This window comes from Paenibacillus sp. FSL H7-0716 (assembly GCF_038002705.1).
GTDB classification, from domain to species: domain Bacteria; phylum Bacillota; class Bacilli; order Paenibacillales; family Paenibacillaceae; genus Paenibacillus_AQ; species Paenibacillus_AQ odorifer.
Genome location: NZ_JBBODA010000020.1, coordinates 34,234 through 47,663, shown reverse-complemented (window position 1 = coordinate 47,663; position 13,430 = coordinate 34,234). Strand labels below are relative to the sequence as shown.

Genomic DNA, 13,430 nt, shown 5'->3' with positions numbered 1-13,430 from the left:
ATAGACAGTAAAAGAGATGGCCACTTTAGAAGTGGACCATCTCTTTTTTTGTATGTTGAGTACTTATTTGACCCTTGGCGCAGCAAGCAAAGCTTCAACAATATAATCCAGTTGCACATTTAGAGAATAGATATCACTGTAATATCCTAATCCAAAATCAATTTCCATCAAACGGCCTTCTTTTACGGCAGGGATATTGTTCCAAATTGGGTTTTGGGTCAGATCAGCCATACCATCATAAGAGGACCGGAAGATATAATCACCGCTGTATTTGCTAAGGACTTCAAAGGATACGGATTCCCCATCCGCACCTGTTGCCGTATCTATTTTCTGTTGGATGATCTCCGGCGCCTTCATGCCTAAATATTCATAAATGATTTGCGAACCACGTCCGAATTGTTTGCTCGCCACAACAGCCATACTATTGTCTTTTCCACCTTCCATGATGGATATTGTGTGATCCAGAATACCAGTTTCTTGCAGCTTTTGTTTGCTGTCTTCAACTTTTTTATGGAAATCAGTAAATAATTCTTTTGCTTGATCTTCTTTGCCTACGACTTGTCCAATAAAGGACACCCGTTCTTCTGTTGACATTCTTTCATACGGAACTAACACTGTTGGTGCAATTTGGTGGAGGGCTTCATAAGTTTCCTCTGACGGCACGATGATAAGATCGGGATTTAGAGCAAGGATTGCTTCAGGGCTAGCCTCAAACCAGGTACCAAGCTTTTGCACATCTTTTAGCTCATCTTCAAAAGCAGCACCCTCGGATACATCGGATACGCCTATAGGTTTAATGCCTAGAGCCAGTACATCACCGAGCAAATAAAGAACTACGACTCTTTGTGGACTAGTGGGAACGGCAATGTCTCCTTTAACTGTGGAAATTATCCGGGTTTGTGCTTCGACAGCAGCTTTGTCTGTATTTGCCCCTGTACTTGTTTCTGCTGAAGGGGTTGGTGTCCCGTTGCTTGACGCATTTAAATTTGTGGTTCCTGTGGAACAAGCGCTTAACACTATGGTAAAGCATAATAAAAGGGTGAGCAGTAATGATGGTTTGGCATTTCTAAACATTGGTAATTCCCCTTCTCCGTTATATTGATAATGATTATCATAATCGATATAACGGAGAGGTTGTGTTCGGGCAATGTCAATTTGTGCACCTTGGGATGGCATATCACGCCAGCTAGGTTGGGTGATCAATTTATTTTTGTATCGGACAGGGGAGATTCCGTAATATTTTTTAAACATTTTTCCTAGATAATAGCCATCAGGATAACCTACTGCAATTGCGATGTCATGCAAGCTCGCCTCTGTGTTCAGGAGCAGTATTTTCGATTTTTCCATGCGGATGCTGATTAAGTACTGAGCAGGGCTAGTCTGCAGCCTTGTTCTGAATAATCTGGATAATGTTCTAGGGCTGCTGTTTACCGCTTTAGCTAACTTTTCAAGAGAGAAGGTTTCCTTATAATAAGCCTGCATATAGCGAATGGCTTGATCTAGCGGATCAGGTTGGATTAACTGTGTTTCCAGCGTATACAGCTGCCTAAGCATCTCATAAATCCATTGATAAAACAGTGTTTTAACATGCAGCCGATCCAAAAGACCTGCTTTGCCCCAATCAGTAAACATGTTCTCCATCTTATCAAATAAGGGCAGTGGACTAGTAGGTGTAAATCCATATTGGAGATTAAAGGGATTATTGTGTTCCATAATTTTCTTTAGATTGTTGTGTGAGGCGAGTGAAAGGTTTGCTTTATATAAAATTAAGTAATACTCCAGTAGTTCCTCCGTGCGTAAAAATTGAATGTTCATTCCTTTTCCACCATGAAGGATATGAAAGTTGCCGATCTCGTGCGGGACCTCGTCAATCAGTATTTCGGCCTTGCCGTTTATGATCAACAAGAATGCGCTTGAGGGCAGCTGATAATGTGAATTCAGATCACCTGATCGTTGAAAAGTATGGCGTATATCAATAATTTCTATTAGTGCGTGGTTCCACAATAAAATGTGGTCCTTTAAATTCATGATTAATATCAACTCCAACGTTTTCTTATTTCGATTATAGTTGATAATTATTCTCAATTACAATGAAATGCTATTACTTCTTTTTTAGGAATGCATAGGATGTCCTGACAGTCGTCATAATAACTTTAGCCATCCATGCAGAACTCACAAAAGAAAGGTAGAGCGAACCCCTATGAAGAAACATAAGTTGTGGATCTTTGCTTCTTTAACCCTTGCACTTGCTGCCGCGCCGTTTGCAGGAATGCTGCTCCAGGGTAATGGCATAGTACAGACCAAGCAAAGTGCTGCTGCGTCATTTGTCCATGAACTAAATCATCCTGAAGAAGAGGCCTTGCCTGCCTTCAGCACGACTCCGATTAAACTCGGTTCTTCTGGTCAGGATGTTTATGAGTTGCAAGGACGTTTAAAACATCTGGGCTTTTATGAAGGGAAAATAGACAGTCAGTTTGGTCCGAAAACGAAAAATTCAGTAACGTGGTTTCAATGGAAGTTTGGAATGAAGTCTGATGGCATCGTAGGCGCTAAGACTAAGCTGAAATTGTATAACGCAACTAAGAATTGGAAGCCGACAGAATCGGCTTCAGCAACCGGAAATAATACAGCAAACAACAACACCGGTAACAAAACTAATACAACTAATAATTCGGATTCAGCGTCCCTGTCTTCAGGGAATACGATGGGATTATCAGAAAATGATCTCAAAATTATGGCTAATGCCGTCTATGGTGAGTCGAGAGGTGAACCTTTCGAAGGTCAAGTTGCTGTTGCTGCAGTAATCTTGAACCGGGTAAAATCTCCGAGCTTTCCAAATACACCGTCTGGCGTTATTTTTCAGCCTGGAGCTTTTACAGCTGTAGCTGACGGGCAGATTTATTTGGAGCCAAATGAGCAGGCACGAAAAGCAGTACAGCAAGCGCTGAATGGCTGGGATCCTTCGGGTGGGTGTTTGTATTATTTCAACCCTAAAACGGCGACCTCCAAATGGATTTGGACTCGTCCACAGGTCAAGACTATTGGCCAGCATATTTTCTGTATGTAGATAAGTAAAGAAGTAAATCCAGAGAGCAACCGGGAAGAGGCATCCGGTTGCTTCCTTACTTTGGAATGGTTTAGAATGGTTATTAATTCATAAACATGTTAATGAGCAACTATCCACGCGGTAAAGGAGTTTTGGACTTGACTAATAATGTATTTCAGCATGGCAACGTGGCAGGTATGCGTATTCACGTGATGCCTACCAAGGCGTTCAAGACCTACGCCATCTCACTTTATGCCGGTGTCCCACTTAATGAGGATACGGTCACCCCTACAGCACTTGCTCCATTTGTGCTCCGCAGAGGTACCGCTTCTTATCCAGAGACTACTCAATTCCGCGAGCGTTTGGAGGAGCTGTATGGCGCTGGATTTGGTTTTGATATTTATAAAAGAGGCGATTATCAGATTGTTCAGTTTCGCATGGACACCATTAATGACTCCTTCGTGCAGAGTCAGGAGAGCTTGCTTGAACAATCCTTTGCTTTCCTAGGAGAAGTCCTGACCCGTCCGTTGGTGGAGGATGGAAGCTTCCGTCCTTCCTATGTTGCAACAGAGCGAGAAACAGTGCGCAAGAAGCTGGAATCTATCGTAAATGATAAGATTCGTTATGCTGCGGAACGCTGTATCGAAGAAATGTGCCGTAACGAGCCTTATCGTCTTCATCCACTGGGTCAAAGAGCGGATTTGGATCGGATTACCCCAAAAAGTTTGTACGAATCTTATAACTCATGGTTGGATGGAGCTATTTTGGATCTCTATGTTGTGGGAGATACGACTACTGAGGAAGTTGAAAAGCTTGTGCAGCATCACTTCGGACGCATTCAGTCGGAGGTGGGCTTATATAGCTCCAAGTTTGTCCCGGTATCCGTCAGTGAGGTGCGGACGGTAGAGGAGAAGCTGGATGTCAGTCAGGGCAAGTTGAACATGGGTCTGCGCACATCGATTACGTATAAGGACGATACATATGCGTCCGCACTTATGTACAACGGAATATTAGGAGGGTATCCACACTCTAAACTTTTCGTCAATGTACGGGAGAAGGCCAGTCTTGCATATTATGCCTCTTCACGCTATGACGGTCACAAGGGGATTGGAACGATACAATCAGGCATAGAAACGCAAAATTACAACAAAGCTGTTGAAATTATAGAAAAACAATTGGAAGAGATGAAAGCTGGCAATATCACAGACTTGGAGTTAAGCCAGACGAAAGCCATGATCCGTAATCAGCTTTCCGAAATTCCGGATTCTGCTTTTGAGATGATCTCTTACGACTTCAACCGCCAGTTGTCAGGAAAAGAACGGACAGCGGATCAGCTGCTAGAAGAGGTGGAACAAATCGGTGCAGGGGAAGTAAAAGCTGCAGCGGAGACCTTTCAGCTGGATACGATTTATTTCTTGACAGGGAAGGAGGAATAGAGATGGAACAAATTCAATACGACAGACTTCAAGAGACCCTTTATCATGAGGTGATGGATAATGGGCTTCAGGTTTATGTATTGCCAAAACCAACATTTCAAAAAACTTACGCCACATTTGCAACTAAATACGGTTCTGTAGATAACCATTTCCATGTCGCAGGTGGAGAAGAGACCACTGTTCCTGATGGTATAGCTCACTTTTTGGAGCACAAAATGTTTGAAGAGCCTGAAGGCGATATTTTTGCCACTTTTGCCTCAAATGGAGCTTCAGCTAACGCTTTTACAAGTTTCGATCAGACGGTTTATCTTTTCTCGGCAACAGAGAACATAGAGACCAACCTTAGTACACTCGTTGATTTTGTGCAACGACCATATTTTACGGATGAGAATGTAGAAAAGGAAAAAGGGATCATTGGTCAAGAAATCAATATGTATGCAGATAATCCAGACTGGCGCGTATACTTTGGCCTTATTGAGGCGATGTATTCGAAACATCCGGTTCGGATTGATATTGCCGGAACTATAGAGTCGATTAGTACGATTACGAAAGAAACACTGTACACTTGTTACAATTCTTTTTATCATCCCAGCAATATGCTGTTGTTCGTAGTGGGTGGTGTGGATCCGGAGAAGGTATTCTCCTTGATTCGCAGCAATCAGCAGGGGAAATCTTATGGTAAACAAGGTGAGATTAAGCGTATTTTTGAAGAGGAACCGGAACAAGTCGCTACGAAGCGCTTAGAAAGCAAACTGGCTGTTTCGATGCCTAAGATTATGTTTGGATTTAAGGAAAAAGTTGATGGTCTTACAGGTGAAGCTGCGCTTAAGCGTGATTTGGCCACCAAGCTTATGCTTGATTTGCTGGTTGGCAGCAGCACAGCGTTGTACCAAAAGCTCTATGATGAAGAACTGATCTCAGACAGCTTTGGCCATGAATTTAATAGTTCAGAACAATATGCTTTTTCAGCTATGGGTGGAGATACCAAGGACCCTGATTTGCTTCTAAAACGAATAAAAGAAGAAGTGGATCAGATCTTAAAGTCTGGCTTTGCTGAGAAGGATTTCGAGCGGGCACGGAAAAAGAAAATAGGCGGATATTTGCGCATGCTGAACTCCCCTGAAAGTATCGCACATGAATTTACACGTTACCAATTCCGCGGTGGTGATCTGTTTGAAGTTCTGCCTATTTACGAATCGATTACTTTAGCTGAAGTGAATGAGCGTTTACATGCCCATGTAAATTGGGAGCAGCTCGCTGTTTCACTAGTGGTGAGTCCTTAAATGGCGCTTTTGGGAGAGAGCAACAAACCATTAGGAGAAATGACAGTTCTGGTGACAGGGGGCAGCGGGGGAATCGGTGGTGCCATTGCAGAACGGTTTGCCTCTGTAGGCATGAATATTGTTATTCACTACAAGCACTCACATGAAGCTGCTAATGATGTCGCTCGGCGTTGTATGGCCCTTGGAGCAAAGGTAATGACTGTAAATGCGGATATGAAGGATCGCAGTCAGATTGTACGAATGGCGGAGAAGCTTGAAAGTAATGGAATGCAGCCGGATATTCTTGTTAACAATGCCGGTAAATCACATTATGGGATGCTGGCTGATGTGAGTGAAGAGGAATGGGACGATATTATGGCCATTAACTTGAAAGGTACCTTTATGTGCAGCCAGATTTTTATGCCGTACATGGTATCCCAGCGTTATGGCCGAATCATCAACGTTTCCTCCGTGTGGGGAATATCGGGAGCCTCTTGCGAGGTCGCTTATTCAGCCAGTAAGGGTGGAGTAAATGCTTTTACCAAGGCGTTAGCCAAAGAATTAGCACCTTCTGGCGTAACTGTAAACGCGGTAGCTCCAGGAGCGGTTAATACGAATATGTTGTCTAACCTCCAGGAGGATGAGGTCCGGATGCTTGAGGATGAGATTCCGGCGGGACGTTTGGCTACTCCTAATGAAATCTCCTCACTGATTTACTTTTTGGCCCTGCCAGAATCCGGGTATATTACTGGACAGATCATTAGCCCTAACGGTGGCTGGATTACGTAATGCTTAACTTGGAGAAAAGCTCCAGCATAAGAATCTATCTTCTGAGACATATTATAAGTGTTGTTTTTTAATCTCTCGTAAGGCGGCTTACAGCCTGTATGCAGGTGTTTGACCGTAAACATGAAGGAGGATTTAAGATGACACAAGACGATAGCGTAATCAAAAATTTTGACACCTGGAAGAAATTCCTAGGTAAACGGGTTGTACAGGCGGAGAAACTTGGGATGAGTCAAGACACAATCTCAAAGCTGGCTTTTGAAATCGGGGAATTCCTTGATGAAAAAGTGGATCCAGCTAACACTCAAAACCGTGCGATCAAAGAGCTATGGGATGTCGGCAACGATGAAGAAAAGCAAACGATTGCTAAACTCATGGTCAAGTTGGCGAAAGACAACGCCTAAGCTTGCGGAAAAGCTCCCCCTGTGGGAGCTTTTCTGCAATTATTACAGGACTGACCTTGCCTTTCATTTTTATTTTATATATCATTAACATGACCCGTGTAAAAGACCGCTTTGCCGGGGCAGCTTTTTTTGCTGTATTGGCAAAGGGTAGGGAAAAGGAATCTATGAGGTGTACAAGTGGAATATAAACAGTGGTATATGGAATACAAGATTCACAAGAACAGACCCGGTCTGCTTGGTGATATCGCTTCAATGTTAGGGATGCTGGAAGTTAACATTCTGACGATTAATGGAGTCGAAGGAAAAACTCGCGGAATGTTGCTGGAGACCAATGATGATGAGAAAATTATGCTGATGGGTGAAATGCTCAAAAAAGTTGATAATATTACAGTTTCAGCTCTGCGGTCTCCAAGGCTCGTGGACAAGCTGGCTGTGCGCCATGGGCGATATATTGAACGGGATTCAGATGATCGGAAGACGTTTCGTTTCACCCGCGATGAGCTAGGTTTATTGGTTGATTTTCTCGGTGAGCTGTTTAAAAAAGATGGGAATCAGGTTATAGGACTTCGTGGTATGCCCCGTGTAGGAAAGACGGAATCCATTATAGCTGGCAGTGTCTGTGCTATGAAACGCTGGACATTTGTCTCGTCCACACTATTGCGGCAGACGGTGCGCAGTCAATTGGCTGAAGATGAGATGAACCCACATAATGTATTTATTATTGATGGTATAGTCAGTACGATCCGCTCTAATGAGAAGCATTATAATTTATTGCAAAATGTTATGAGCATGCCAAGCACAAAGGTTATTGAGCATCCAGATATTTTCGTACGCGAATCTGAGTATAGTTATGATGACTTTGATATTATTATTGAGCTGCGGAATAATCCAACTGAAGAAATCTTGTACGAGTCATTTACGACGAGCTACAGTGATGATTTATAGAACACAAACGATGAAGAATACACTTCCGAGCATGTTTTTTTATAAAGCTGGTTAAGGAAGTTTACATTCATAGAACTTACAGGAGGTGATGGTATGTCGGAACTGGGCCGGCAATTGAAAGAGGCACGTCTGCAAAAAGGGATGAGTCTTGACGATGTCCAGGAAGTAACAAAAATTCGCAAAAAGTATTTGGAAGCCATCGAGTCTGGAGACTACAAGGTGCTTCCAGGAAGTTTTTATGTGAGGGCGTTTATCAAAACGTATGCAGAAGCAGTAGGCATGAGTCCTGACGAACTGCTTGAGGAGCATGGGAACGTACCTGCACCACCCGCAGACACGACCATGGAGACGGTGATTCAAAAGCGCAGCCGTAGACCCGAAACCGAACGGAATGCAAAATGGCTGCCAACAGTGCTGATGTGGACATTCCCTATATTGATTATTGTAGTGATTTACATTTATGCTTCTAGTTTAAACAAAGCAGACCCTGATCAAGTTGATCAAACAAATATCACAAATAATGTGCAGGATCCTAATACAGCACAAACTTCTCCACCCGCATCAGGAGGCGGTGTTGTAGCACCTACTTCCTCGGCAGGTGCAGAAGCAACTACTGAGCCAACTACGGAGCCTACGCCAACACCGACACCAACGCCGTCTCCTCAATCTATCACGGTTACACCAGATGGGAAGTCAGGCAAAACAACGAAATTTAAGGTTACAGCTCCTGCCGGAAGCGAAGTTAAGGTTGAGATTGTTGCATCTGGAGTAAGCTGGCTTGAAGTTTATAAAGGCGAGAACTCTAAAGGTGAAAAACTCTCCTTCGGAAATACTGCAGCAGGAGAAACTATGAGCTTCGTTCTGGGCAGTGAAGGTATGTATATTAAGTCTGGGTATTCCCCAGCAACTGAGATTACCGTAAATGGTCAAGTAATCACGGATGAGAAGACGTCCTCACGTCTCCTGCTTAATCTTGACGACGGTTCTGGAAGTGAAGGTACTCAAAGTGAAGGGACAGGCGAATAACAAATAGGATGTATAGACTTTGTCTTTAGGGAGAACATAAGACTGTTTTCAGTTTTAGCCAAAGTGAGGTGTACATCTTATGACAGTTAGCTGGATTGTAGCTGGCCTTGGGGTTGTTGTCAGTCTTATCGGATACTATTTGACACCAGGTGCTTGGGGATACGGAATTCTCGGATTCGGTATTGCACATATTGTGCTAGGAATTCTGGATATGTTTCGTAATCCGGTCCGAAGCAGATAGAAGCTGTAGAAATGAACGTCTCCAACGATTTACTTCCGTTGGAGACGTGTTTCTACCCTTTGAACCAAACTCACTCGAAGGAAAAGCTCCACTTAGTGGGGCTGTTTTCTATGTCGGGTGAGCTACATAATGATTTATCCAAAATTAGACTTAATAGTACCATTCTCTTATAATAGTAGCAGACTAATTGTATAAAGGACGTGGAGTTTAATGAGTTCAGAATGTTCATTTGATATTGTATCCAAAATGGATATGCAGGAGTTAACGAATGCTATTCACCAAACAGAGAAAGAGATCGACAACCGCTTTGATTTTAAGAACAGCAAAAGCAGTCTGAAGATGGAGAAAGACGCACTTATTATCGCCTCTGAAGACGAATATAAGCTAAATGCTGTTATTGATATTTTACAATCAAAGATGGTGAAAAGAGGCATTACCCTAAAGAATCTGGATTTCGGTAAAGTAGAACCGGCTTCCCTGGGATCTGTGCGTCAACGTTTAGGGCTTAAGCAAGGCATTGATCAGGAGAATGCGAAAAAGATTAATATTCTGATCCGTGATTCAAAATTAAAGGTGAAGAGCCAGATCCAAGGGGATCAAATTCGTGTGACTGGTAAGAGCCGCGACGATTTGCAGCAGATTATTCAGATCTTGCGTAAAGCTGATTTACCACTGGATTTACAATTCATGAACATGAAATAGAATTTTGTGCCCCGCAGTGCTTATTAGCACTAACAACGCGGGGTGCTTTCTGTTTTTTTGACACCTATTTATTGCTATAATATACTTGCTTATGTAGAAATGGATTAGCCTGATTTAGGCAATTTGTATGAACGATTTAGGGGAGGAAAACTTCAGTGAATTTGCCCAACCGCATCACGCTAGCTCGTATTTGCCTGATCCCGATTATGATGTTTTTTTTACTGGTGGATTTCAGTTTTTATCCAGAACCGATACATTGGGGCTCGTTTCAGCTATCTGTTAATCATTTGGTAGCAGCTGTAATCTTTTTGCTTGCGGCCAGCACGGATGGAATAGACGGCTACATTGCTAGGAAATATAATATGGTCACCAATCTCGGTAAACTCCTTGATCCACTTGCGGACAAACTGCTGGTATCTGCAGTTCTGATTTCACTTGTGGAGCTAGGCAGATGCGATTCATGGATTGCTATTGTAATCATCAGTCGTGAGTTTGCAGTCACCGGACTTCGCCAGATTGCATTGCTAGAGGGAAAAGTGGTTGCCGCCAGCAAATGGGGCAAGATAAAGACGGTTGTACAAATTGTTGCGATCTCACTGCTGTTGTTGAATAATTTCCCATTTCAATTTGTCAGTATTCCTGTAGACGATATTGCTATTTGGGCCGCAGCGCTGATCACTATTTATTCTGGAATTGATTATTTTGTGAAGAATAAGGATCTGCTACAGCTGCATAATGCGTAAGCATGTAAGCTGGATATACAAGGAAAGGTAATAGGTGAAGCACCTATTACCTTTTTTGAAATCCAAAAGCAGTGTACCTACATTATAACGAGGAGGCGAAAGCCAGGTATGAAAGCGGAGATTATTGCAGTAGGGACAGAGCTTTTGCTCGGTCAAATCGTGAATAGTAATGCCCAGTTTTTGTCTATAGAGCTAGCTGCCATCGGGATCGATGTATACTTTCAAACCGTTGTCGGTGATAACAGCAGCCGCCTGCAGCAAGCCATCGAGATCGCTCAGAGTCGGGCCGACGTTATTATCTTTACGGGCGGAATTGGCCCCACTGAGGATGATCTGACTAAAGACGCACTGGCTGCATCGCTAGGTAGAACGCTCCATATTGATCGTTTGGCGATGGATCATGTACAACGTTTCTTTGATGATCGTAAGATCGTTATGACCGAAAATAACCGCAAACAGGCACTTATAATTGAAGGAACTACACCGTTGCCGAATGAAATCGGTCTTGCGGTTGGGATTGCTTTTGAGCATGAGAAGAAATATTATATTGTGCTTCCAGGTCCACCTCGTGAGATGAAACCGATGTTCGTTGATAAAGCAGTACCGTGGCTACAGCAGCAAGCTTTGACGAACGAAACACCGCTTTATTCAAAAATGCTCAAATTTGCCGGCATTGGAGAATCGTTGCTGGAGGACAAGCTCATTGAACTGATTCGCAGTCAGACTGATCCAACGATTGCTCCGTATGCCAAAGAGGGAGAGGTAACTGTTCGTATTTCGACAAAGGCCCCTTCTGAGCATGAAGCTACAAAGAAGCTGGAGATACTGGAACAACAAATCAAGGAGATTTTGCCGGAACATTTGTATGCGAACATTGATGTACCGCTGGAGCAATTGATTGTGGATTGGATGGCGGATGCCGGCCTGACCTTAAGTGCGGCAGAGAGCTGCACCGGAGGTTTGCTGATGGAGAGCATAACAAATATTCCAGGCAGTGCTTCGATGTTTGCCGGCGGAATCGTCTGCTATTCGAATGACCTAAAGAAAAAGCTACTGAATGTGCCAAGTGCTTATTTGGAGGGACCCAATGCTCCTGGAGCCGTAAGTCGAGAGGTTGCCGAGGTGTTAGCTGACCAAGTGAGAATGATTGCAGACAGCGATTTTGGCTTATCTGTTACAGGTGTAGCCGGACCGGGTTATTCTGAACGCAAGCCTGTTGGACTTGTATTTATCGGCTTGGCTGAACGGGGACGTAAGACAGAGGTCTATGAGCTTAATCTTAAAGGTACACGGGAAAATATCCGGTTGCGTACTGTTAAGGCTCTGCTGTATCGCCTCTGGCGGAGACTTGAGGAACGCAAGGTGGAGACACCTCTTGAGGGTTCAGACTTGTAATGGGAGATTAGCCCAGTTATAATATACACATACGGAAGAACCGTGGCACTGAGATTTCTTTGCTGCGGTTTTTTGTATATTTGCAGAGATTTTGATCACGATGGCTACTCATGATCATAAGTCGTTGATGTCCGGTGAAGTGGGGAATTTAATTAACTTCTATCTCCGGAGGGAGGCTTACAATAAAAGGGATAAATAACGCCCAAGACAAAAAAAACGAATGTATGTTCGAAAAAAAGCTTGGCAAGACCTTAAAAACACGTTATTATATTACTATAAACAGTGAAGGAAGTGGTCTGATTGTCAGATCGTCGTGCAGCGCTTGATATGGCGCTTCGTCAAATAGAAAAACAATTTGGTAAAGGTTCGGTAATGAAACTGGGAGAATCCACGCATATGCAAGTGGAAGTTGTACCTAGCGGATCTTTGGCACTTGATATTGCGTTAGGTATAGGCGGACTTCCAAAGGGACGTATTATTGAAGTATATGGACCGGAATCTTCAGGTAAAACAACAGTTGCTCTTCATGCTATTGCAGAAGTGCAAAGACAAGGCGGACAAGCTGCATTTATCGATGCCGAGCATGCGCTTGATCCGAAATATGCACGTAACTTGGGCGTAAATATCGATGAGTTGCTGCTTTCTCAGCCAGACACGGGTGAACAAGCGCTGGAAATCGCCGAAGCACTCGTTCGTAGTGGAGCCGTTGATATTATTGTCGTTGACTCCGTTGCTGCTTTGGTACCTAAAGCTGAAATTGAAGGCGATATGGGTGATTCCCACGTTGGACTGCAAGCTCGCTTGATGTCTCAAGCACTTCGTAAGCTTTCTGGTGCCATTAGCAAATCCAATACGATCGCTATCTTTATCAACCAGCTTCGTGAGAAGATCGGTGTTATGTTCGGTAACCCTGAGACAACTCCGGGTGGTCGTGCATTGAAATTCTACTCTTCTGTACGTTTAGATGTACGTCGCGTAGAGAGCATCAAGATGGGGAACGATGTGGTTGGTAACCGTACTAAGATCAAGATTGTGAAGAATAAAGTAGCTCCTCCATTTAAACAGGCTGATGTTGATATCATGTACGGTGAAGGGATTTCCAAAGAGGGAAGTCTTGTAGATATCGGTACTGAAATGGATATCGTGAATAAAAGTGGTGCATGGTATTCCTACGAAGGCGAGCGTCTCGGTCAAGGTCGTGAGAATGCTAAACAGTTTTTGAAGGAACATCAGGATATAGCCCTTATTATTGAGAATAAGATCCGTGAAGCAAGTAATTTATCCACTATTGTTGCTGCGCCGAAGAATGAGGATATTATTGCAGAGCAAGAAGAAGAAGAGAAATTGCTTCTCGAAATCGAATAGTATATTAAGCAATAGGACGCCCTGTGATTGATTGTTGCAGGGTGTCTTTTCTTAACAAGTAATGAAAGTAAGACGATAA

At 43.3% G+C, this 13,430-nt stretch carries 13 protein-coding genes; 12 read left to right on the top strand and 1 reads right to left on the bottom strand.

From position 1 onward, the window contains the following. Positions 1-63: 63 nt before the first annotated feature. Complete coding sequence (locus MHH60_RS22140; RefSeq protein WP_076136433.1) at positions 64-2,028, bottom strand: AraC family transcriptional regulator; 1,965 nt, start codon at positions 2,026-2,028, stop codon at positions 64-66. A gap of 172 nt (positions 2,029-2,200) precedes the next feature. Between MHH60_RS22140 and sleB the strand changes: the two genes are divergently transcribed. The 12 genes from sleB (at position 2,201) to recA (ending at position 13,351) form a co-directional block, all read left to right on the top strand. After that, positions 2,201-3,067 (top strand): spore cortex-lytic enzyme, encoded by an 867-nt coding sequence (sleB, locus tag MHH60_RS22135; RefSeq protein WP_036688421.1) that lies wholly within the window; start codon positions 2,201-2,203, stop codon positions 3,065-3,067. 176 nt (positions 3,068-3,243) lie between these two features. Beyond that, positions 3,244-4,482: an EF-P 5-aminopentanol modification-associated protein YfmF gene (gene yfmF / locus MHH60_RS22130; RefSeq protein ID WP_232061535.1), complete on the top strand. Its 1,239-nt coding sequence runs from the start codon at positions 3,244-3,246 to the stop codon at positions 4,480-4,482. 2 nt (positions 4,483-4,484) lie between these two features. Next, the gene (yfmH, locus tag MHH60_RS22125; protein WP_076136435.1) at positions 4,485-5,765 is read left to right on the top strand and encodes an EF-P 5-aminopentanol modification-associated protein YfmH; all 1,281 of its coding nucleotides are present in this window, start codon (positions 4,485-4,487) and stop codon (positions 5,763-5,765) included. After that, a complete protein-coding gene (gene ymfI / locus MHH60_RS22120) occupies positions 5,766-6,533 on the top strand; it encodes an elongation factor P 5-aminopentanone reductase (protein ID WP_036688412.1) in 768 nt (255 codons plus the stop codon). 137 nt (positions 6,534-6,670) lie between these two features. After that, entirely contained in the window at positions 6,671-6,934 is a 264-nt protein-coding gene (locus MHH60_RS22115) for a DUF3243 domain-containing protein (protein ID WP_036688409.1), read from the top strand. A gap of 177 nt (positions 6,935-7,111) precedes the next feature. Then, positions 7,112-7,879 carry a DUF3388 domain-containing protein gene (locus MHH60_RS22110; RefSeq protein WP_036688406.1) on the top strand — a complete coding sequence of 256 codons (768 nt, stop codon included), beginning with the start codon at positions 7,112-7,114 and terminating at the stop codon, positions 7,877-7,879. Between the two features lie 93 nt (positions 7,880-7,972). Continuing rightward, on the top strand, positions 7,973-8,905 hold the full coding sequence (locus tag MHH60_RS22105; protein ID WP_076136437.1) for a helix-turn-helix domain-containing protein: 933 nt from the start codon (positions 7,973-7,975) through the stop codon (positions 8,903-8,905). A 79-nt stretch (positions 8,906-8,984) separates the two neighbouring features. Continuing rightward, complete coding sequence (locus MHH60_RS22100; protein ID WP_169744781.1) at positions 8,985-9,146, top strand: hypothetical protein; 162 nt, start codon at positions 8,985-8,987, stop codon at positions 9,144-9,146. Positions 9,147-9,356: 210 nt separating this feature from the next. Further along, positions 9,357-9,848: a YajQ family cyclic di-GMP-binding protein gene (locus tag MHH60_RS22095; RefSeq protein ID WP_036688400.1), complete on the top strand. Its 492-nt coding sequence runs from the start codon at positions 9,357-9,359 to the stop codon at positions 9,846-9,848. Between the two features lie 155 nt (positions 9,849-10,003). Further along, positions 10,004-10,591, top strand: coding sequence for a CDP-diacylglycerol--glycerol-3-phosphate 3-phosphatidyltransferase (pgsA, locus tag MHH60_RS22090; RefSeq protein ID WP_036688397.1), 588 nt, complete (start codon positions 10,004-10,006; stop codon positions 10,589-10,591). Between the two features lie 108 nt (positions 10,592-10,699). Continuing rightward, on the top strand, positions 10,700-11,986 hold the full coding sequence (locus tag MHH60_RS22085) for a competence/damage-inducible protein A (RefSeq protein ID WP_076136439.1): 1,287 nt from the start codon (positions 10,700-10,702) through the stop codon (positions 11,984-11,986). 300 nt (positions 11,987-12,286) lie between these two features. Further along, positions 12,287-13,351 carry a recombinase RecA gene (recA, locus tag MHH60_RS22080; RefSeq protein WP_076127879.1) on the top strand — a complete coding sequence of 355 codons (1,065 nt, stop codon included), beginning with the start codon at positions 12,287-12,289 and terminating at the stop codon, positions 13,349-13,351. Positions 13,352-13,430 lie beyond the last annotated feature (79 nt).

Coding starts and splice junctions, on each gene's coding strand:
- MHH60_RS22140 (WP_076136433.1), bottom strand. CDS start 2,028: ATGAATTTAAAGGACCACATTTTATTGTGGAACCACGCACTAATAGAA.
- sleB (WP_036688421.1), top strand. CDS start 2,201: ATGAAGAAACATAAGTTGTGGATCTTTGCTTCTTTAACCCTTGCACTT.
- yfmF (WP_232061535.1), top strand. CDS start 3,244: ATGCGTATTCACGTGATGCCTACCAAGGCGTTCAAGACCTACGCCATC.
- yfmH (WP_076136435.1), top strand. CDS start 4,485: ATGGAACAAATTCAATACGACAGACTTCAAGAGACCCTTTATCATGAG.
- ymfI (WP_036688412.1), top strand. CDS start 5,766: ATGGCGCTTTTGGGAGAGAGCAACAAACCATTAGGAGAAATGACAGTT.
- MHH60_RS22115 (WP_036688409.1), top strand. CDS start 6,671: ATGACACAAGACGATAGCGTAATCAAAAATTTTGACACCTGGAAGAAA.
- MHH60_RS22105 (WP_076136437.1), top strand. CDS start 7,973: ATGTCGGAACTGGGCCGGCAATTGAAAGAGGCACGTCTGCAAAAAGGG.
- MHH60_RS22100 (WP_169744781.1), top strand. CDS start 8,985: ATGACAGTTAGCTGGATTGTAGCTGGCCTTGGGGTTGTTGTCAGTCTT.
- MHH60_RS22095 (WP_036688400.1), top strand. CDS start 9,357: ATGAGTTCAGAATGTTCATTTGATATTGTATCCAAAATGGATATGCAG.
- MHH60_RS22085 (WP_076136439.1), top strand. CDS start 10,700: ATGAAAGCGGAGATTATTGCAGTAGGGACAGAGCTTTTGCTCGGTCAA.